Origin of the sequence: Clostridiisalibacter paucivorans DSM 22131 (assembly GCF_000620125.1) — a bacterium.
GTDB lineage: Bacteria > Bacillota > Clostridia > Tissierellales > Clostridiisalibacteraceae > Clostridiisalibacter > Clostridiisalibacter paucivorans.
In genome coordinates this window covers 126,988-149,096 of record NZ_JHVL01000001.1, presented here as the reverse complement: position 1 = coordinate 149,096, position 22,109 = coordinate 126,988, and the positions used below count along the sequence as shown (strand labels likewise).

General features: G+C 32.2%; 24 protein-coding genes and 1 other annotated feature. Of the genes, 23 read left to right on the top strand and 1 reads right to left on the bottom strand.

What is annotated here, in order from left to right; translation table 11 throughout:
* The first annotated feature begins 58 nt into the window (after window positions 1–58).
* From Q326_RS0100660 to Q326_RS0100610, 11 genes are all read left to right on the top strand, one after another.
* Complete coding sequence (locus Q326_RS0100660) at window positions 59–1,483, top strand: aminotransferase class I/II-fold pyridoxal phosphate-dependent enzyme (RefSeq protein WP_026893616.1); 1,425 nt, start codon at window positions 59–61, stop codon at window positions 1,481–1,483.
* A 23-nt stretch (window positions 1,484–1,506) separates the two neighbouring features.
* A complete protein-coding gene (gene tmk / locus Q326_RS0100655; RefSeq protein ID WP_026893615.1) occupies window positions 1,507–2,133 on the top strand; it encodes a dTMP kinase in 627 nt (208 codons plus the stop codon).
* 37 nt (window positions 2,134–2,170) lie between these two features.
* Window positions 2,171–2,500 (top strand): cyclic di-AMP receptor DarA, encoded by a 330-nt coding sequence (locus Q326_RS0100650; RefSeq protein ID WP_026893614.1) that lies wholly within the window; start codon window positions 2,171–2,173, stop codon window positions 2,498–2,500.
* 12 nt (window positions 2,501–2,512) lie between these two features.
* Window positions 2,513–2,965 carry a YaaR family protein gene (locus Q326_RS0100645; protein ID WP_026893613.1) on the top strand — a complete coding sequence of 151 codons (453 nt, stop codon included), beginning with the start codon at window positions 2,513–2,515 and terminating at the stop codon, window positions 2,963–2,965.
* Window positions 2,966–3,004: 39 nt separating this feature from the next.
* Complete coding sequence (holB, locus tag Q326_RS0100640) at window positions 3,005–3,997, top strand: DNA polymerase III subunit delta' (protein WP_026893612.1); 993 nt, start codon at window positions 3,005–3,007, stop codon at window positions 3,995–3,997.
* Window positions 3,991–4,806 (top strand): PSP1 domain-containing protein, encoded by an 816-nt coding sequence (locus Q326_RS16365; protein ID WP_034600671.1) that lies wholly within the window; start codon window positions 3,991–3,993, stop codon window positions 4,804–4,806. Before holB ends, Q326_RS16365 begins: the two co-directional genes overlap by 7 nt.
* A gap of 93 nt (window positions 4,807–4,899) precedes the next feature.
* Window positions 4,900–5,070 (top strand): 4Fe-4S ferredoxin, encoded by a 171-nt coding sequence (locus Q326_RS0100630; protein ID WP_026893611.1) that lies wholly within the window; start codon window positions 4,900–4,902, stop codon window positions 5,068–5,070.
* Window positions 5,071–5,170: 100 nt separating this feature from the next.
* Window positions 5,171–6,316, top strand: coding sequence for a YibE/F family protein (locus Q326_RS0100625; RefSeq protein ID WP_245592037.1), 1,146 nt, complete (start codon window positions 5,171–5,173; stop codon window positions 6,314–6,316).
* 7 nt (window positions 6,317–6,323) lie between these two features.
* Window positions 6,324–7,079 carry a tRNA1(Val) (adenine(37)-N6)-methyltransferase gene (locus tag Q326_RS0100620; protein WP_034600669.1) on the top strand — a complete coding sequence of 252 codons (756 nt, stop codon included), beginning with the start codon at window positions 6,324–6,326 and terminating at the stop codon, window positions 7,077–7,079.
* Between the two features lie 22 nt (window positions 7,080–7,101).
* Entirely contained in the window at window positions 7,102–7,950 is an 849-nt protein-coding gene (gene rsmI / locus Q326_RS0100615; RefSeq protein WP_026893608.1) for a 16S rRNA (cytidine(1402)-2'-O)-methyltransferase, read from the top strand.
* A 96-nt stretch (window positions 7,951–8,046) separates the two neighbouring features.
* Window positions 8,047–8,238 carry a DUF1858 domain-containing protein gene (locus Q326_RS0100610; protein WP_026893607.1) on the top strand — a complete coding sequence of 64 codons (192 nt, stop codon included), beginning with the start codon at window positions 8,047–8,049 and terminating at the stop codon, window positions 8,236–8,238.
* Between the two features lie 42 nt (window positions 8,239–8,280).
* On the opposite strand, the gene Q326_RS0100605 is transcribed toward Q326_RS0100610, so the two are convergent.
* Window positions 8,281–8,520, bottom strand: a complete 240-nt coding sequence (locus tag Q326_RS0100605) for an AbrB/MazE/SpoVT family DNA-binding domain-containing protein (protein WP_026893606.1) — start codon at window positions 8,518–8,520, stop codon at window positions 8,281–8,283.
* Between the two features lie 125 nt (window positions 8,521–8,645).
* Here Q326_RS0100605 and Q326_RS0100600 point away from each other — a divergent pair, with 125 nt between their 5' ends.
* From Q326_RS0100600 to Q326_RS0100545, 12 genes are all read left to right on the top strand, one after another.
* Window positions 8,646–9,656 (top strand): DNA double-strand break repair nuclease NurA, encoded by a 1,011-nt coding sequence (locus tag Q326_RS0100600; protein WP_026893605.1) that lies wholly within the window; start codon window positions 8,646–8,648, stop codon window positions 9,654–9,656.
* Between the two features lie 20 nt (window positions 9,657–9,676).
* A complete protein-coding gene (locus Q326_RS0100595; protein ID WP_026893604.1) occupies window positions 9,677–11,521 on the top strand; it encodes an ATP-binding protein in 1,845 nt (614 codons plus the stop codon).
* Window positions 11,522–11,585: 64 nt separating this feature from the next.
* Entirely contained in the window at window positions 11,586–13,001 is a 1,416-nt protein-coding gene (locus tag Q326_RS0100590; protein ID WP_026893603.1) for an HD domain-containing protein, read from the top strand.
* Between the two features lie 222 nt (window positions 13,002–13,223).
* Window positions 13,224–13,805: a nucleoside recognition domain-containing protein gene (locus tag Q326_RS0100585; protein WP_026893602.1), complete on the top strand. Its 582-nt coding sequence runs from the start codon at window positions 13,224–13,226 to the stop codon at window positions 13,803–13,805.
* A complete protein-coding gene (locus tag Q326_RS0100580) occupies window positions 13,806–14,339 on the top strand; it encodes a spore maturation protein (RefSeq protein WP_026893601.1) in 534 nt (177 codons plus the stop codon).
* A gap of 175 nt (window positions 14,340–14,514) precedes the next feature.
* Window positions 14,515–15,690 (top strand): MFS transporter, encoded by a 1,176-nt coding sequence (locus Q326_RS0100575; protein ID WP_026893600.1) that lies wholly within the window; start codon window positions 14,515–14,517, stop codon window positions 15,688–15,690.
* Between the two features lie 42 nt (window positions 15,691–15,732).
* Window positions 15,733–15,972, top strand: a binding site (T-box leader).
* A 63-nt stretch (window positions 15,973–16,035) separates the two neighbouring features.
* Window positions 16,036–17,991, top strand: coding sequence for a methionine--tRNA ligase (gene metG / locus Q326_RS0100570; protein WP_026893599.1), 1,956 nt, complete (start codon window positions 16,036–16,038; stop codon window positions 17,989–17,991).
* 115 nt (window positions 17,992–18,106) lie between these two features.
* The gene (locus Q326_RS0100565) at window positions 18,107–18,643 is read left to right on the top strand and encodes a DUF5673 domain-containing protein (RefSeq protein WP_026893598.1); all 537 of its coding nucleotides are present in this window, start codon (window positions 18,107–18,109) and stop codon (window positions 18,641–18,643) included.
* A gap of 1 nt (window position 18,644) precedes the next feature.
* Window positions 18,645–19,412: a TatD family hydrolase gene (locus tag Q326_RS0100560; RefSeq protein WP_026893597.1), complete on the top strand. Its 768-nt coding sequence runs from the start codon at window positions 18,645–18,647 to the stop codon at window positions 19,410–19,412.
* A 224-nt stretch (window positions 19,413–19,636) separates the two neighbouring features.
* Window positions 19,637–20,683, top strand: coding sequence for a mannonate dehydratase (gene uxuA, locus Q326_RS0100555; RefSeq protein WP_026893596.1), 1,047 nt, complete (start codon window positions 19,637–19,639; stop codon window positions 20,681–20,683).
* A gap of 54 nt (window positions 20,684–20,737) precedes the next feature.
* Window positions 20,738–21,592 (top strand): SDR family oxidoreductase, encoded by an 855-nt coding sequence (locus tag Q326_RS0100550; RefSeq protein ID WP_026893595.1) that lies wholly within the window; start codon window positions 20,738–20,740, stop codon window positions 21,590–21,592.
* Window positions 21,593–21,721: 129 nt separating this feature from the next.
* Window positions 21,722–22,039, top strand: coding sequence for a hypothetical protein (locus Q326_RS0100545; protein ID WP_026893594.1), 318 nt, complete (start codon window positions 21,722–21,724; stop codon window positions 22,037–22,039).
* Window positions 22,040–22,109 lie beyond the last annotated feature (70 nt).

The window sequence follows — 22,109 nt, the reverse complement described above, 5'->3', positions numbered from 1 at the left end:
TTGTTATCTATGATATAATTGTTCTATAATTATAGTCAAAGGAAGGAGTATATGATATATGAGTATGCCATTGGTTGAGGGGCTATTGAAATATAATAAAGAAATACAGGCTAGGTTTCATATGCCCGGACATAAAGGGAAGAATATTGGGATTAATTGGGATAAGATATTGCCCTATATCGATGTAACTGAGGTGGAAGGAACAGATAACTTACATAATCCCAAGGATATCATAAAAGATGCCCAAGCTATGGCAGCTAAGGCCTTTGGTGCCAAGGAAACATTCTTTTCTGTAAATGGCACTACCGGTGGCATATATGGGGCTATAACATCGGTAACAAATAGTGGAGACAAGATACTTGTGCAAAGAGATTGTCATAGATCTGTATATAATGCTGCTATACTGGGAAGATTGAATTTAGAATATATTTTTCCAAAATATGATAATAATAAACATATGGTTATGGGAATAGATCCTGAAGATATAGATAAAATTCTCAATAAGGACAAAGAAATAAAGGCAGTAGTTATAACATATCCATCATATTATGGGATATGTATAGATATAAAAAAGATAGTTGATATAGTACATAGGCATAATAGAATAATTATAGTAGATGAAGCCCATGGAAGTCATTTGACATTTAGCAGAAAACTACCTATGTCATCTCTAAGTGCGGGAGCAGATATAGTAATCCAAAGTACCCATAAGACATTACCTGCATTTACTCAAAGTTCTATGGTACATTTGGGAACGGATAATATAGATAGATGGAATCTTAAAACTAAGATGGATTTATTTCAAACCACAAGTCCATCATATATGCTAATGGCTTCATTAGATTTTGCTAGGAGTTATATGGAAGATGAAGGATATAAAAGATTAGATAAGATAATCGATAATATATATGTAATGAAGTCAAAATTAAAATTTATTGAAGGAATAAAGCTCTTTGATACAGAAGATATAGATAAGAGATATGCGGTTGACTTTGATATTACAAAATTATTGGTAAGTGGAATAGATAAAGGGTTACAGGGAAGAGAGTTAGAGAGAATTCTTAGAGAAAACTATAACATACAAATAGAAATGGCCGATAAATATTATATACTTTCGATATTAAGTGTTATGGATGATGTTTTGGATTTAGATATCTTGAAGAATGCATTAAAGGATATATTTCAATCTAGAGATAAAGATTCTAAGAAAACTGATAACCTAAAGGTCAATATATTTAATAGAAATATAAGCGATATGAGTATATATGAAGCTGTGGAGAAACAAAAAAAATTTACTGTCTTGAATCAATCCATAGGCTGTATATCAGGTGATTATATAATTCCATATCCTCCAGGTGTTCCAATTTTACTCCCTGGCGAAAGAATAACCTATGAGATAGTAGAATATATAACAGAATTAATTCATGCTGGTATTGAAATTATGGGATTAGAAGACAAAAATGAAATAGCCATTATAATATAATATGTAAAAGGGGATGAAATAATTTGAGAGGCATATTTATTACTATAGAAGGTCCAGATGGTTCGGGGAAAAGCACTCAGATAAAGAAATTATCGCATTATCTTAATGAAAAGGGATATAATGTATTGTTTACTAGAGAACCAGGAGGAACTAATATAGGTGAATATATAAGAAAAATCATTCTTGATAAAAGAAATACAAAGATGTCATATGAAACGGAGGCTCTATTGTATGCGGCATCTAGGGCACAACATGTATCAGAAAAAATCAAACCTGCCTTAGAAAAGGGGACAATAGTTATATGTGATAGGTTTGTTCACTCTAGTCTTGTTTATCAAGGTATAGCTAGAGGCATTGGTATAGAGGAGGTAAATAATATAAATCAATTTGCCATCCAAGGCATTAAACCTGATGTGACATTATTTTTTGATATATCACCAGAGATAGCATTAAAGAGAAAAAGAAGAAATAATAAAGGTGATAGATTAGAAAGAGAAGATATTTTATTTCATAAGAAAGTTTATAATGGGTATTTAAAACTTAAAGAGATGTATCCAAATGAGATAATATCCATAGATGCAACCAATAGTATAAATACTATATTTAACGAAATTAAAGGTGTTATAGATAGCATTTTAACACGTTCTTAAGCTCTATATTCTATATAAAGGAAAGGAGAGGGTTAGTATGAAACTTGTTATTTCGATTGTTCAAGATGAAGATGCCCCAAAATTAGTAGATAGACTTATGAAAGAAGGATTTGGTGTAACAAAATTGGCATCAACAGGGGGATTCCTAAGGGCAGGAAATACTACTCTTCTTATAGGGGTAGAGAAGGCAAAGGTAGATTATGTGATTGAAATCATAAGCGATTTATGTCAAACGAGAACTCAATTAACTACATCTCCAGCGCCTACTACATGGTCATCAGGGGTATATATGCCATATCCCGTTGAAGTGCAAGTCGGAGGCGCTACTATATTTGTATTGGATGTAGATCAATTTCAAAAGGTATAAGAGGGAGATATTATGAAAATAAATGATATTTTAAATAATACATCTAAGGGTATAGATGTAAAGTCCACTGAAAAGGCAATCAATACAAGAGTTAATAACAAAACTTTCATGGATAAATTAGACTCTATGAAAGGAATGAGTGCCAAAGAAAGATTGAATACATTATTAGATAGAATAGATAAACAAGCTGCTAGGATATCTAAGAATGTGGATATAAAAGAAGTAGTAGTATATAAAAAACTTATATCGGAATTTATGAAGGAATCAGTAGATAATATGGTGAAGTTCAGCAAGAATAATTTCCTGGACCGAAGGGGCAGACATAGGGTATATGGCATAATAAAAAAAGTGAATACAGAGTTAGAAGAATTAACGAAAGACGTATTACAAAAAGAGAAGGATAATATAAAGATATTGAAGAGATTAGATGATATTAGAGGACTTATATTGGATATATATATGTGATTTAGTACTCAATAGAGACTCACAATAGGGAGGATAAATATGGATTTTGAAGATATACTTGGTCATGATATGATCAAAAAAAGTTTTAAAAGCGCCATAAAAACTGGAAATATATCCCACAGTTATATATTTGAAGGACCAAGGGGTTCAGGAAAAAAGATGATGGCAAAGGTTTTAGGAAAGACCCTTCTATGTGAGAAAGCAGGAGAGGCACCTTGTAATAGATGCCCTTCCTGCTTAAAATTTGATACAGAAAATCATCCTGACTTTTATATTATAAATCCAGAGGGGAATTCTTTTAAAAAAGATAAAATAGAGCTATTACAAAAAGAGATAATGACAAAACCCTATGAAGGTAAGAGAAAGATATTTATATTAGAAGATGGAGATAAGATGACATTAACTGCACAAAATAAGTTTTTAAAGACATTAGAAGAACCTCCCAACTACGTAATAATAATTATAATTTGTAAAAATAGTGGAGATATGTTGCCTACTATATTATCTAGGTCACAGCTTATAAGATTCAGCCCTGTAAATAATGATATGATTATAGATATGCTTGTCAAGAATTATGATATTTCTAAAGAAAATGCATTAATATTAACTGCATTTTCCCATGGGTTAGTGGGAAGAGCTATAAAATTGGTACAATCGGAATATTTTAAAACCCTCAGGGAAGATACGCTAAGTATAATTATGGAGATTATGGATGGAGATAAGATAAAGGTATTTACTCGGAGTGATTTTTTCCAAGATAAAAAAGAGGAAATAGGGGAGATTTTAGATATATTACTTCTATGGTTTAGAGATTTACTTTTAATTAAGTCAGATGGTCATCAAGAATTAATAATAAATAGAGATAAATTGGATAAGCTTAACTACTATGGAAATACTATATCTGTGGAAAGCATATATGATATAATAGATACAATAACAGCTACAAAGGAAGACATAAAATCAAATATAAGTTTTCAGTTGGCAATTGAAACTATGCTTTTGAAAATACAGGAGGTAAAAAATATATGGTAGAAGTAGTAGGAGTAAGGTTTAAAAAGGCGGGTAAGATATATTATTTCAGTCCTGCGGGTATTGATATAAATCCTAATGATGATGTTATAGTAGAAACTGCTAGAGGAATAGAATATGGTCAAGTAGTAGTAGGGCCTAAAAATATAAAAGAAGAAGAGATTGTAGCCCCTCTTAAAGATGTATTGAGAGTAGCTACTGAAGAAGATGTGCAAAAGAATAAGGAAAACAAGACCAAAGAGGTAGAGGCCTTTGATATATGCTTAAAGAAGATTGAACAACATAAACTGGAGATGAAGCTTATAGATGTGGAATATACCTTTGACAATAATAAAGTAATATTTTATTTTACTGCTGATGGCAGAGTTGATTTTAGAGAATTAGTAAAGGACCTTGCATCTATATTTAGAACTAGGATAGAGTTAAGACAGATAGGAGTAAGGGACGAGGCTAAAATGATTGGAGGATTGGGACCTTGTGGAAGAGGTCTATGTTGTAGTAGCTTTTTAGGAGATTTTGACCCAGTTTCCATAAAGATGGCTAAGGAGCAAAATCTTTCATTGAATCCAACAAAGATATCTGGCATATGCGGAAGGCTTATGTGTTGTCTTAAATATGAACATCAGGCATATGAAGAGTCTTTGGGCAAAATGCCTGAAGTAGGGAGTAAAGTGATGACTGAATATGGAGAAGGTATAGTAATGGGAACTAATACATTGTTGGAGACATTGAAACTAAAAATAAGGTTAAATGATGATACAGAAGAAATAAAGTCTTTTAAGCTTGAAGAGGTGGACATTTTAAATAAATAGTATTAAATTTAATAAAAATGCTTTTATTAACCACTAATAAATGTTAAAATATAAAGGAATTATACTTAATGTTTGCTTAAGGAGGTGAACATAATGGCTTATAAAATCACAGAAGCTTGTATTAGCTGTGGGGCTTGTGAATCAGAATGTCCAGTAAATGCTATTAGTGCAGGAGACGATAAATATGTAATTGATGCAGGTGCTTGCATTGATTGTGGGGCGTGTGCGAATGTTTGTCCAGTAGATGCACCTCAACCAGAGTAAAAACTATATGGAATACATAAAAAAAGGTCCCTAGAGGGATCTTTTTTTATAACATAAGTAATGTATATTTACTGAAATAATGGCAAGGATGTGTTTATAGATGAGGAACTCAAATATATATAAAAATATATTTATGATGATGATAGTATTTACACTTACATTTGTTAGTGTTTCAAGTATTGTATTTGCTGAAGATACATTAGTAGAAGAGGATTTGGAAAAGCCTAAACCAGTTAGGGGAAAAGTTATAGAGATGGTTTCGGAAGAGACTGCAGAAGAAGGTTTTTTTGGAGATAATAGTACAACTATTATTCAAAATGTTAAAGTTGAGATTCTTACAGGGGATCATAAAGGAGAAATATTACATGTAGAAAATATGATAGATGATATGTTGGCATATAATATAAATGTTGAAGAAGGAGACAAAGTTTTATTATATCTTGAGCAGGATACAGAGGGAAATATAATTAATGGATATATTAGTGATATAGCAAGGGATAAATATCTTGTTTATTTAGGAATATTTTTTGTACTTCTATTGATAATTGTTGGGGGTATGAAGGGTATTAAGTCCATTATAACATTGGGACTTACTATATTAGCTGTATTTAAAATATTATTACCTATGATACTAAAGGGATATAATGCCACAGCTATATCCATATTAATATGTATAGGAGTTACAACAATCACCTTAATGATAATAAGTGGTATAAATCAAAAGACCTTTTCAGCCATAATAGGTACCACTGGTGGGGTACTAGTTGCAGGGATAATTACATGGATTATGAGTAATGTAGCCAATTTAACAGGGTTAGGAAGTGAAGAGGCTCAAATGCTGATGTTTATACCTGGAGCTGAAAATTTCAATTTCGAGGGTATATTATTTTCAGGGATTATTTTAGGGGCATTGGGGGCTGTAATGGACGTAAGTATGTCTATAGCATCCTCATTGAATGAACTTAAAATCACTAATCCTGATATAGATAAGAAGTCATTGATAAAGTCAGGTATGAATATTGGAAAGGATATTATGGGTACCATGTCCAATACTCTAATATTGGCATATACAGGTGGAGCCCTCCACATGATGCTTTTATTTATGGCCCATGATTTTTATTTTACAGAGATAATAAATAGAGATATGATAGCATCTGAGGTAGTAAGGGCGTTGGCAGGAAGTATAGGACTCATATTTACTATACCTATAACTGCTTTTGTAGCATCAATATTTATAAAGGAATGACCATTGTATGGATAGAGATATAAAATTAAAAGAAAATGAAAGAATAGATGATTTACAACTCAAAGGGCTTAAAATTATACAAGATACTAATGGGTTTTGTTTTGGAATGGATGCAGTGTTGCTGGCAAATTTTTGCGATATAAAAAAGAATTCTTTAGTTGTGGATTTGGGAACAGGTACAGGGATTATACCGTTAATTTTATGGGGAAAGAACCAAATAAAAAAGATATATGGTATAGAAATTCAACAAGAAGTTTCTGAAATGGCCCAAAGAACTATGAAAATTAATGGCTTGGACCATAAAATAGAAATATTAAATGAAGATTTAAAAGAGATTTTCAATGTTTTAGGAGTTAATAGATATGACGTAGTAGTATCTAATCCTCCATATATGGGAAGGGGTAATGGTATAGTAAATCCCTATGATAGAAAGGCCATATCAAGACATGAAATAGCGTGTAATCTAGAGGATGTAATTTTATCTGCTAGTAAATTACTTAAGCATAATGGAAAATTTTATTTGGTTCATCGCCCCCATAGGATAGTAGATATATTTTGTATATTAAGACAATATAAACTAGAGCCCAAGGAGATAAGATTTGTACATCCTAAGGTATCATCTAAGCCAAATATGGTACTTATAAAAGCAATAAAGGCTGCTAAACCAGAGTTGAAGTTTCATACTCCCCTTTATGTATATAAGGATAATGGTGAGTTTACATCAGAAATTCATGAAATATATGGCTTAGATAATAAGATTTAATATATGGAAAGTAGGTGACTAAATGGCCGAAGTAGGTACATTATATATATGTCCCACTCCAATAGGAAATTTAGAAGATATAACTCTAAGGGCATTAAACACCCTTAAAAGCGTCGATATAGTCGCTGCAGAGGATACAAGACATACTATAAAATTATTGAATCATTTTGATATAAAAAAACCTCTTACCAGTTATCATGAACACAATATAAAAGAAAAGGGACCCTTGCTTATAAATAAATTATTAAATGGCAATGATATAGCATTGGTCTCCGATGCAGGAATGCCGGGCATATCTGATCCAGGAGAAGATTTAATAAGATTGTGTATAGATGAGGGGATAATAGTAGATGTATTACCAGGTGCGACTGCTTCCATAACTGCCCTTGTATCCTCGGGATTGTCTACAGAACGATTTGTATTTGAAGGGTTTCTATCTTCAAATAAAAAAGAGAGACAAAAACAGATTCAAGAATTAAAAAATGAAACGCGGACTATTATACTTTATGAATCTCCCCACAGATTGAAATCATCTTTGAAAGATTTAAATGAGATATTGAATGACAGAAAAGTGTGTGTTGCACGGGAATTGACTAAGAGATATCAAGAGATATTTAGAGGAAATTTATCTGAGGCATTGAAAAAATTCTCTGAGGAAAAAATAAGGGGAGAATTTGTTATTGTTTTAGAAGGAATATCTACAGATAGTTTAGAAATAATAAAGGATAAATTTTGGGATGATCTGAGTATAAAAGACCATATAGGCCTTTATGTAGATACTGGATTTAGCAAAAAGGAAGCAGTAAAAAAGGTAGCTAAAGAAAGAGGAATACCTAAAAGAGATGTATATAGGGAAAGTATAGGGATGTAAATTTATACTGGTATGTAATATTGGAAATTCTAATTATTTCTTTAGTGTTGTTCCCTAGTAATTAAGAACCAAGAGCTAAACAAAGGGGAGATATATATGTTTAATAAAGATATGACTATAGCAGAAATTATATTTAAGGATAGAAGAACTATAAAGGTTTTTGAAAAGTATGGAATGGGTTGTAAAGGGTGTAATGGTTCAAATACTGAAACATTGGAGTCGGCATTGAGGTTTCATGGAATAGATGTAGATGAAATGCTTAGGGAATTAAATAAAATAGTTGAGTAAACAATAAAAGCAGCTATTAGCTGCTTTTATTGGAGTTAAATGTTATTTTTTTAGTTCTTCTAAACATTGAGGGCAGATGTTTTTGCCTTTGAAAACAGATATGTCTTTAGCTTGACCACAGAATATACAAGCTGGAGCATATTTTTTCAATATGATTTGCTCCCCATCTACATAGATTTCTAGGGCATCTTTTTCAGCAATATCAAGAGTTCTTCTAAGTTCGATTGGTATTACTACTCTACCCAGTTCGTCTACTTTTCTAACTATACCAGTTGATTTCATCTCATAACCTCCTTCAAATTTAGCCATCAATCGACAAATTTCTACACTAAAATAGTACCAGATATTCCAATAAAAGTCAACCAAAATTTTTCATTTTTTTAAAAATTTTTTTTAGAGGTGTTTTTATGCTTGATATAAACAGGAATTTAAAATTAAAACTTAGTGAATTGAACGATTTGCTTAACGAAAAATACAGAGATATACAGGATGTTAATAGTGACAATATGCGACATTTTATATCTACTCATATAGGATATATAGAGACATTAGAAAAATTAGATAACAGAAATTTAACTGAAATATATGAATCTGGTGGAGTATTGGCAGTAGATGGTTCTAAAAACCGTATAGGAGGAGCTTATCCCCATTTTGTAGAACTATATCAAGGACTAGCAAAGAATTCCACAAAAAAAGAGAGCAATCTATTTGAAGTAGATTTTTATACTCCATTATATGGAGAGAGGGAAAGGGAAATACTGAAAAAGATTAAAAAGGAAAATCCTTCTAGAGAAGAGATGGATACCTTTGTAAAGAATTATAAATTGGCATCAATAGAAGTGGAGGCTGCTATAAAAGGTATAGAAAAATTTAACCCCTGTGTAGTTATGATGGACGGTTCTCTGATAAGATATAAGATAGAGTGTTCTGATAATTGGCAAAGGTTAAAAAGAATATGTGAGGATAAGAACATATATCTTTTGGGAGTGACAAAAGATATTAAGACCAATATTATAGGGAATAAACTTGGAGAATTGGAGATGGTATCTCCACCACTACACTGTCTTTACGATAGGGAACTAATGTATGGAATATTAGAATATGGAGAAATACTTTTAATAAAAGATGAAAACATATCTAAGGAGGGATTAAGTTCTTGTTTCATGAGGACATCTAAAGCACCTTCTGTTATTGGAGTAGATATATTGACAAGTCAAGAGAGACATATTCGGAAGTTGGCAAATTTAGTATATACGTTGACGCCTAAAAATAGCAGGGGGGTCCCCCTATGGATAGATATAGTAGATAAGGAAGTGAGGATAACAGATAAAATGATGGAAATGCTTATGGATAAATATATTGATAAGGAGTTATTGGAAAAATTATTGATTCCAGAGAGAAAAAAAAGGACACTTTAGATATATGGGAGGTATGATTTATGAAGGTAGTAGGTATTACAACTCAACAAGAAGTGTATATAGGTTCCAATAAACGCCCCTTTAGGATAAATGAGATGCTCATAATAGCAGACAAGCTTCAAGGAGATTTGATGGGAGAAGTGGTTGAAACCAGTTCCTATAATAGGTATATTCCATTAAATATAGATGGGGGTATGGTGGATTCATCAGTGATGGAGTCTTTAAAGGCCATAGGATATAGTATAGATGATGAAACAATCCATATAGCTAAAGTAAGGCTTTTAAATGAGGCACAATATCCTGTAGAGACAGGGTCAGATGTTAGACCCCCATTATTTTCTGAGGTAAAACATATTTTGGTTAAGACTATGCCAGATGATGGTGCAGTAATAGGGGTAATAAAGAGTTCCGATAAGATGACAGAAGATATGGATGAAAAGCTTAGAGGGATAGCACCTTTATTTGAAGATGGTTCACTGATAAAACAAAATGGGATACCGTTTATATTTGATATAAAGAGCATGAATCAGTATCCCCATATAGGTATATTTGGTGGGTCTGGCTCTGGAAAATCTTTTGGTATGAGGGTGATTTTAGAAGAAACTATGAAGCTTAAAATACCAACAATAGTATTGGATCCACATTTTGAGATGGACTTTTCTACAATGGCTTCATATATGGATGATGAATACAAAGAAGATTTTTCCCATAGATTCAAATGCCTTCAAATAGGATATGATGTGGGAGTAAAATTTACTGATTTATCCACTGGGGATCTTAAAAATCTTTTAGATGCATCTGGAAGATTGTCCGATGCTATGAGTAATGTTGTGGATATTCTCCATAAGAGCAGGGACTCATATCAGAGTTTTTATGATAGATTGAAGATGTTGTCAGAGGGACAAGACTTAGGTTCTACAGCTAAGATAGATAGCATGATAAATAGCGCCAAATCTTCAGTTGAAAGAGATAGATGGAAGATGTGCAGAGATCTCTTTGATAAGTATGACAAAACATGTCCTCCAAGCTCTGTTAAGGGAATAGTATGGAGATTGGTAAGGCTTTATAATGATGGAGTATTTAGCAATGATATATCTGCTATAATAGATGGCATAAGTAGTACAAAGCTCATAGTAATACAGGGGAATATGAGGCTTTTACAGGTTTTTTCTACTTATCTTCTCAATAATTTGTACCATAAAAGGAGGGCATTTAAAGATGCCCAATACAGAAATATAAATGAGAAATATTTTCCACCGTTTATAATAGCTACTGATGAAGCCCATAATTTTGCTCCCAAGGGTTACGAATCTCCTTCAAAGTCTATATTGAAAGAGATATCTCAGGAGGGTAGAAAATATGGCGTATTTTTGATATTAGCTACTCAGAGACCTACATTATTAGATGAAACTATAACTGCACAGTTAAATAGCAAATTAGTATTTAGGACTGTGAGGAGTTCAGATATACAGACCATACGAGAAGAGACAGATTTAACTCCAGAAGAGGCAAAAAGGTTACCATATTTAAAATCAGGAGATGCATTTATATCTTCTGCAATAATGGGAAGAACTTTGGCCATAAGAGTTAGAGCAGCAATAACATCTAGTCCCCATACATTAAATCCCTTTGAAGAGTTGGAAGAGAGAAAAGGTATGGAACAAAATGCATTCTATGATCTTATAAAGGGTAAATTACCTATTACAGAGCTTAATATGTCAGAGGTATTAATGGAGATAGAGGAACAGGGGATTAATCTAGATATAGATACTTTAAAAACAAGACTAGAAACATTAGTAGAAGAAGGCAAACTTAAAATGAGGAAAACTGCATTTTGTATTTCCTATGAAGATACTAATAAATAAAATTATATATTTTGGGGTATACATTAGGTTATAGGATATATATCAGGGAATAGGGGTGATTTAAATGGATACAATATTTGAGATATTAAAAAAAATAAGTACTGAAAGGGATATAAAGATATATATAGTAGGTGGATATATAAGAAATTATATTATGGGGGATAAAAGCTCTGATATTGATGTGGTAGTCGATAAGAGTATAGAGGATGTAGTGAATGATTTTGCTAATGCAATAAATGGCAAAGTGGTGTCATTAAACAACGCCTATAGTGTATATAAGGTTATTGATAAACAACGGGGTATTCATGTAGACTTTTCTGATATGGATGGGATAGATATAAATGAAGATTTGTCTAAGAGGGATTTTACCATAAATAGTATGGCTATAGATGTATCTAATGATATAGACATAAAAAATATTATTGACCCATTAGGAGGAAAGAAGGATTTAAAAAATAAAGTCATAAGGGCTGTTCATGATAAGACATTTACAGATGATCCCATAAGGATGCTTAGGGCAGTTAGATTTATGGCACAAATGAATTTTGAATTAGATTGTAAATCTAAGGAATCCATAAGAAGGAATAAAACGAAAATTACCACTGTATCTGGAGAACGTATAGCAAATGAATTTTTCAAGATATTGAAGTTCAACAATACCCATTACTATTTTAAATTTATGGATGAAGAATTAAATATATTTGAACAGATATTTCCTGAAGTTGCAGGGATGAAAGAAGTTGGTAGATGTGAATATCATGTAGTAGATGTGTTTACTCATTCATTATTCACATTGAAGATAATGGAAGATATAATAAATGATAATGGTTATTTTGAAGAACATCTAAGGGCTGCCTATGAACAACATAGCAGTCAGACTATATCTGGAGAACATAGGAGATTAGAGCTTATAAAATTGGCTGCATTTTTCCATGATGTGGGTAAACCTATATCTAAATGGGAAGATAATACAGGTAGGACAAGATTTAGAGGTCATGAAGTAACAGGTGCAGAAAGTATTAGAGATATAGCTAGGAGATGGTCTTTAAGCATAAAGGAAAGGGAGATATTGTATAGAGTAGTACATTATCATATGCTTCCATTGGTATCATATAAGGCAAACGATGTGGGAGGAGAGTTTTTATATGATATGTTTACAAAATGTGGAAATGAGACTTTGGATGTATTATTAGTCGCTTTAGCAGATATAGTATCTACTCGTAGACTTTTGTTTCCTGAAGAAGAAATGGGTAAATTTAAAGTCCATATAGAATATATGGCAAATAATTATTTGACTAGATATAAAGATGTAGAAGATATATCTCATATTATTACAGGAACGGATATTATGTCGGAGTTCAATATAGATGAAGGAATTAAGGTAGGAGAATTAATTGGAGAGGCTAAAAAGGCAATCTATCTTGGAAAAGTGCCGCCTAGAAAGAATGCTGTAATTGATTATTTAAAAAATGTTCTCTGATCTTGTGATGATAATACGTAGTTCGTAGCAGGTAGTCTGTAGCACAACGAAGAAACCCTCTATATTTAATTTAATTATTTCGCCAACATCTTTAAAACATTCCCGTTAGTTTAAGGGAATGTTTTTTTATTTATAAAATATATATATAGTAGTTAGTAGTTAATAGTTAGTAGTTGATGTTGGAGATATTGTGTTTTATAGGAGCTAAAAAGAGGTGTTTGTGTGATAAATCATATATGGTTCTTTATCATATTTTTATCTGTGATGTTTGGTTTAGTTACCAATAGATTAGATATAGTAAATGAAGTTATACTCAGGGAGTCCCATGAGGCGATTAAGTTTACTATAGGGTTAGCAGGGATTATGGCCTTTTGGATGGGGATTATGAATATAGCTAAGGAATCTGGACTTATGAGATATCTTGGCAGAGTATTGAGTCCTATAATCAGGATATTGTTTCCTGAAATACCAAAGGGGCATCCAGCTATATCATCTATAACAATGAATATAATAGCAAATATGTTTGGAGCAGGGAATTCTGCCACAGCATTTGGCATAAAGGCTATGGAGGATATGAATACTCTAAATAGATATAAAGATAGGGCTACAAATGCCATGTGTATGTTCTTGATTATAAATATGTCTTCAGTACAATTATTACCTTTGACTGTATTGAAGATAAGGGCTCAAGAAGGTGCATCTAATCCCACAGATATTATAGGGACCTCTTTGATAGCTACTTCTATATCAACGATTGTAGCTATAATAATAACTAAAATAGTGCAAATTAAGGAGAGAATTTAATTGATTAACATTATATGGGCATTATCAATAGCTGTACTACCCATATTGATTACTATTATTTTAGTTCATGGTTACATAATGGATATAAAAATATATGACAAATTTGTAGAAGGAGCAAAGGAGGGTATTAAAACATCTATTAAGATAATGCCTTATCTATTGGCTCTATTTATTGCAGTGGGCATGTTTAGAGATATAGGTTTTATGGAGATATTGACAGATATATTATATCCAATAGTAAAACCATTTAATATTCCCAAGGGCGTTATTCCATTGGCAATAATTAGACCCATATCTGGTAGTGGAGCATTGACGGTAGTTAAAGATATTACACATTTTTTTGGTCCAGATTCATTAGAGGGGCGAGTAGCAGCCACTATGATGGGCTCTGCGGAGACTATATTTTATACTATGGCAGTATATTTTGGAGCCATAGGCATAAAGAAAACTAGATATACACTGTGGATAGCACTGTTATCCCATATAGCAGCAGTATTAAGTGCTGTATGGATTTGCAAAGTATTTTTTGGCTAGTTGTATATCTTGACTAAGTATATTATATATGGTATATTTGCTCATATGTATATAAAGGCTATTGGAACTTAATCCAATAAGTGGTATTTGATGCAAATAGGTTATTTAAAGGTTTCAAAGGAATTTTCCTTTGAAACCTTTGATTATATTATTTAAAATACAAAGGAGAAAAATTATGGATAATAATAGAGGTATTATTTTAAAGACATTTTATACTTTCTTTGTCAACGGTTTAATGGCATTAATGATAGGCTCTGTTATGCCATTTGTTATTGAAGAATATGGAATTAACTATGGCATTGCAGGTATATTTTTGTCTCTTCATTCAATGGGGAATTTATTTGCAAGTTTTATTGCTGGGTATTCCATATATAAATTTGGAAGAAAACGATCCATAGTATTTCTTTCTTCTTTTATAGCCATATCTTATTTTGGCATAATTACCTTAGATTATTTGCCTTTACTTTTTGTTATGTTTTTCCTCACAGGTCTTGGAAGGGGTAGTATAAGTAACGTCAATAACGCCATTATTAATGATATAGCTGTGGGAAAATCATCTTTACTTAATTTATTACATACTTGTTTTGCAGTTGGGGCCTTTTTAACCCCTATATTGGCATCTTTTATCACTGGTGCAGGATTTGATTGGAAGATAGTTGTTGTAATAGGAATTGGATTTTCTATAACTATGGTATTTACATATTTATTTATGGATATGGGCAAAATAGAGGTGAAGAATTCAAGTAATGAAAAATCTAAAAGCAATGTCTTTTATAGAAATATAGATTTTTATTTGGCATCATTGCTATTGTTTTTTTATTTGGGTGCTGAAAACTCCGTTAATGGATGGTTGGTAACGTATTTTAAAGATATGGGTATTATGAGTACAGCCTTTGCTCAGAGACTTTTATCTACATTATGGGTTGTAATAATATTTGGCAGGTTGTCCACTGCTTATTTGTCAAATAAGTTTAAAAATCAAACCTTGATACTCATAAATTCCACAGGGGCAACAATATTTTTTATACTTTTATTAATTTCTAAAGATGTTTGGGTTATAACTGGCGCTATTGTTGGGTTTGGTTTTTTTCTCGCAGGAATATATCCCACAACTATTTCTTCCACTGGAAAGATTATAAAGGGTTCAAGTGCTGCAATGGCTACAATACTGGCAGTTGCTGGAGTTGGTGGTATTATAATGCCATATATGACAGGTGTTATAGCTGAAAAAAAAGGGATTGCTGGTGGTATGTCCGTTATAATTGTCAATATTGCACTTATGCTTGTTTTAGCGATTATATTAAAAATTAGAGAAAATAAGATTTCTGTAAATGCCCTTGACAAAATATAGGGGATTATATATCATTAATAAATAATAGTAGAATTTTAAATCTTAAAGGTTATGATGGGAAGAGTAAATATATTCTTTTACTGTAGAGAGCCAGATTAGGTGAAAGCTGGTGTTTAAGACTATATTGAAGATGGCCCCTGAACTTTACAGCTGAATAAAAGTAAGCTGTTACGGGTTTGTATCCGTTATATATACAAGGTTATAGATGTAACCTATTGAGTTTTAGGCTGTGAAGTCTAAATGAATTAGAGTGGTATCGCGAATACACCCTTCGTCTCTATATAGAGATGGAGGGTTTTTTTAGTGGATAGAAAAGGTAAATGTTAATATGAGGAGGAAGTATTTATGAAAAAACCATTTTATGTAACAACCCCAATTTATTATCCTAGTGACAATCTTCATATAGGACACACATATTGTACAGTAGCTGCAGATACAATAGCTAGATTCAAAAGAACTATGGGATATGATGTAAAATTTGTTACGGGAACAGATGAACACGGTCAAAAGATTCAAACGGTAGCCCAATCAAAGGGAATGGAACCTAAAGAATATGTAGACGGTATAGTAAAAAATATTAAAGAATTGTGGGAAAAATTAGAGATAAGTTATAATGGTTTTAGAAGGACATCAGATAAAGACCATGCAGAAACAGTACAAAAGATATTTAAAAAATTATATGACCAAGGGGATATCTATAAAAGTCAATATGAGGGACATTATTGTACTCCTTGTGAAGCATTTTGGACTGAGAGTCAACTAAAGGATGGAAAATGCCCTGATTGTGGTAGAGAAGTACAATTGGCTAAAGAAGAGGCATATTTCTTTAAACTTTCCAAATATCAAGATAGATTGATAAAATTATTGGAAGAAAATCCAGAGTTTTTACAGCCAGAGTCTAGAAGAAATGAGATGATTAATAATTTCTTAAAGCCAGGGCTTGAAGACTTATGTGTAACAAGGTCTTCATTTGATTGGGGAATAAAGGTGCCCTTTGATGAAAAACATGTAATATATGTATGGATAGATGCACTAAGTAGTTATATATCTAGAATAGGATATTTACAGGATGATGACAGTGAATTTAAAAAATATTGGCCTGCAGATGTACATTTAGTAGGTAAAGAGATAGTGAGGTTCCATACTATAATCTGGCCAGCACTCCTTATGGCATTAGGGATGGATCTACCTAAAAAAGTATTTGGTCATGGCTGGATATTATTTGAAAATGATAAGATGTCTAAATCTAAAGGAAATGTTATATATCCTGAACCAATAATAGATTTATACGGAATAGATACATTAAAATACTTCTTATTAAGGGAATTTACATTTGGTCAAGATGGCTCCTTCTCTAGAGAGAAATTCTTAAATAGAATAAATTCTGATTTAGCCAATGATTTAGGAAATCTAGTCAGTAGAACAGTGGCTATGATATCTAAATATAATGATGGTATAATCCCTGAACCTAAAGAAGTGGGTGAATATGATGAGGATTTAAAGACAATAGCTACATCTACTTCTGATAAGGTAAGTAAATATATTGATAAATTAGATTTCAGTAATGCATTGGAGGAGATATGGAAACTTATTAGGAGGACTAATAAGTATATAGATGAAACTACTCCATGGATTTTAGCCAAGGATGAATCTAAAAAGGATAGACTAGACACTGTATTATATAATCTTTCAGAGTCTTTAAGGATAGTTTCTGTGTTGATAAGACCATTTATGGAAAAGACATCAGACAGTATTTGGAGACAATTTGGCATTGAAGAGGGTAAAGGAACATTATGGGAAGATTTATCTGAATGGAACAAACTTTTATCAGGAATTAAAGTTAAAAAAGAAGGACCAATGTTCCCAAGATTAGATGTAAAAAAAGAACTTCAGAGATTGGACGAGGCCAATGACAAGCTTATTGAATCTAGAAAGATAGTGTCTAAAAATGAGCCTGAGGAGGATAAGAAAGAAGTGGAAGAGATAACTATAGATGATTTTGATAAACTAGATTTGAGAGTTGCAGAAATAGTGGAAGCAAAAAAACACCCAAATGCTGACAAATTACTAATCTTCAAACTCAAAGTAGGAGAAGAAGAAAGACAAGTGGTATCGGGTATATCTAAGTATTATGCACCTGAAGAATTAATAGGTAAAAAGGTTATTTTAGTGGCCAATTTGAAACCTATAAAATTAAGGGGCGAGAAGTCCCATGGTATGATAATGGCGGCAGAAAAAGGCGATAATTTGACCCTATTATCTGTATTGGAGGATATTGAAAGTGGTGCTGAAGTAAGCTAATTTATTTCTATTTGAAAAAATCTTAAAACATAATATAATAATAATTAGAGCAGAGGATATCCTCTGCTTTCTAATTATGGAATAGACAATAGAAAATATGGAAGGGCGATTTAATATGAATATTTATTTATTTTTAGTATTATTTATGGCAGGGTTATTAGGGTATAGTATATTAAGATTTATCAACAATAAGAAGAAATCGGGGGAAGTCCTTTTAGAGTTGAAGCAGTATGGTAACTTTTTTCTTATATTTTTAGCTATAATAGTGTTAACCATGGGCGTATGGATATATAAGACTGTTGAAGGCAATTTGATAAATAAAGATACCATATATCAATTTGTATTTATGATATTGTGGTTTTTATATTTTGGATCTAAGATAATGTCAAAGGCTAAGATTTCAGAACATGGGATACTTAAGTATGATTTCTTTTCTCCGTGGGACATGGTAGAATCATATAGATGGGATAAGATATCTAAAACTAAAGATAAATATAGATTGGAATTGAGATATAGAAATAAAAGTGACCGTGTAAAGAAGATGTTTATTATAGTAGAAGGACATAAAGGAAAGACTGATCAGATAATTAAGAAAAATACTAAACTGTCCAAAGGAAATAAAAACAAAAAAAAGAAAAAGGGGCGAAAATAATATGCTTTTAGATAGTCATGCACATCTTGATGATAAGAGATTTGATAGAGATAGGGATAAATTAATAAGAGAATTGAAGGAAAACGATGTATCATTAGTGATAAATCCTGGAGCTGATGTGGCATCTTCTGTTAGAGCAGTGTCTCTAGCAGAAAAATATGATAATATATATGCCGCAGTGGGCGTACATCCCCATGAGGCCAAGGCAATGGATGAAGATACCATAGAGATTCTTAGAAATTTGGCTAAAAAAGATAAGGTTATAGCAATAGGAGAAATAGGACTAGATTATTACTACGATAACTCTCCTAGAGATATTCAAAAAAAGTGGTTTAGAGAACAAATAAAATTGGCTAAAGAATTAAAACTACCTATAATAGTCCATGATAGAGATGCCCATAAAGATACCTTTGATATAATAAAGGAAGAAAAAGATGAGAATTTGACTGGAGTTTTGCATTGTTATGCCAGCAGTGCTGATATGGCTAAAGAGTATATAAAATTAGGATTTTATATATCCTTTGCAGGTCCTATAACATTTAAAAATGCAAAAACTCCTAAAGAAGTAGCTAAGGCTATTCCATTGGAGAGGATATTAATAGAAACCGATTCTCCATATCTTACTCCAGAACCCCATAGAGGTAAACGTAATGACCCAGTATATGTAAGATATATTGCTGGTATTATTGCCGAATTAAAGGGAATTACTTTCGAAGAAGTAGCCAATGCCACAGCTAAAAATGCAAAAGAGTTATTTAATATAGAATAATAAGAAATAGTTGGTAGTTAGTAGCTAGTAGTTATTAGTTGGTAGTTGATGTTGGAAATCCTGTGGATTTCATCATTAGACTGCTAATTAATAACCAATAACTACTAACTATTTTTATATAATTTAAAAATTATATAAAAAATAGAACAGTATTCCTTGATACGAAACAGAAAAAGCTATATTATATATATAAGATGAAATATATTTTAGGGAGGAAAAATAATATGAAAATGACTTTTAGATGGTATGGAGATGACGATAAGGTTACCCTTGACCAAATTAGACAGATACCAGGAATGGTAGGAGTTATTTCAGCAATATATGATATACCAGTGGGAGAGCCTTGGCCTCTTGACAAGATATTAGAATTAAAAAATAAAATAGAGAAAAAAGGACTTACATTAGAGGCGATAGAGAGTGTTCCAGTACATGAAGATATAAAACTAGGGTTAGATTCCAGAGATAAATATATTGAAAACTATAAAACTACATTGAAAAATTTAGGAGAAGCTAAAATAGGAGTAGTATGTTACAACTTTATGCCTGTATTTGATTGGACTAGATCAGATTTGAATTATGAGCTTGAAGATGGTTCAAATGCCCTTATATATAATAAGGATGAAGTAGATAAAATGAATCCATTATCTGGAGATTTAGAACTTCCGGGATGGGATACATCTTATGATAAAGCGGGATTAGAAGCACTATTAAAGCAGTATCAAGATGTAACTGAGGAAGATTTGTGGGACAATCTTAAATATTTTTTAGAGCAAATTATTCCTGTTGCAGAACAATGTGATATAAACATGGCAATACATCCCGATGATCCACCATGGTCAATATTTGGGTTGCCAAGGATAATAACTAATAAGGAAAATCTTGATAGATTTATAAATTTAGTAGATAGTCCTAATAATGGATTGGCCCTTTGTAGTGGATCTTTAGGGGTTACTAAAGAAAACGATGTACCAGAGCTTATAAGATACTTTGGAGGAAAAGGAAGAATACATTTTGCCCATGTAAGAAATATTAAAATTACTGGTGATAAGTCCTTTGAAGAGTCATCGCATAGATCGGCCGATGGTTCTTTAGATGTATATGAAATCATTAAGGCATATCACGATACAGGATTTGATGGTCCATTGAGACCAGACCATGGTAGAATGATCTGGGGAGAAACTGGAAAACCTGGATATGGTTTATATGATAGGGCATTAGGAGCCACATATATTAATGGTCTTTGGGAAGCAATAGAAAAAAGCACGAAATAGATTATAGCTAAACTTATTCTATTAAAGCTAGTAAATATAAAGGAGAGGAAAACTATGAAGATACCTTTTAATATAGACTTAAATGATAAAGTTGTTGTTGTAACAGGTGGTGGGGGAGTACTATGCGGTGAGTTTTCTCATGCCCTTGCTCAATGTGGTGCTAAGATAGCTATTCTTGATTTAAATAAAGAAAAGGCTGAAGAAGTAGCAGAAGAAATAAATAGCTTAGGAGGCAGGGCCATAGGAGTAACTGCTGATGTGTTAAATAAGGAGAGCATAGAAGAGGCAAGAAAATATGTAAACGATATGTTTGGAAAATGTGATATATTAATAAACGGTGCTGGGGGAAATCATCCCAAAGGGACTACAACTAAAGAATACTTATTTGAAGAGGATATAGATAGCACAGAGGATTTAATAACATTTTTTGATTTAGATCCAAAGGGTGTAGAATTTGTATTTAATCTAAATTTTTTAGGAACATTGTTGCCCACACAAGTTTTCTCTAAAGATATGATAGGAAAAGAAGGTTGCTCTATAATAAATATTTCTTCTATGAATGCATTTACTCCATTGACTAAGATTCCTGCATACAGTGGAGCTAAGGCGGCCATTAGTAACTTTACACAATGGTTAGCAGTGCATCTATCAAGGGTAGGAATAAGGGTAAATGCAATAGCACCAGGATTCTTTTTAACTAAGCAAAATGAAGCACTTTTGTTAAATGAAGATGGTAGCTATACTGAAAGGTCAGAGAAGATATTAAGTCAGACTCCAATGTCTAGATTTGGTAAAACTGAAGAATTAATAGGAACACTTTTATGGTTAGTAGATAATGGAGCGTCTGGATTTGTAAATGGAACAGTTATACCTGTAGATGGAGGGTTCTCAGCCTACTCAGGAGTGTAGTATGAAAATATTGTCGTATTTCCCGGGAAAAAGCAATAAAGTTATTACAGTATTTGTAACAGTCGGCGTGAATATTCATATAATGTAATTAAGTAGTATATAAGATTCTCTTAAGAAGGAGATGAGTTCATGCGAAGAGAAGATGACTGTTATAGAGAACCCATAGTTGAGGAGCCAATGGAGTGTAATCCATATCCTGATTGGCCTACTATGCCTGATATGGATATGATGCCTCCAATGATGCCACCCAATATGGGAATGATGCCGTACATGGCTGTAAATCCCATGATGATGATGTGCTGTATGCTTGATTGCATGCGAAAATGTCTATGTGGAAATATGCCGATGCCTTATAGCGGCTGTAATGACCCAATGATGGGCATGTACCCAATGTATCCATATGGAATGTATCCAGGTATGGAAGAAGATATGGAAAATATGATGTAACAAAAACTTAATACAGATAATGCTAAAACTAACACCTCGAGTTCTAGAACTCGAGGTGTTAGTTTTTTGC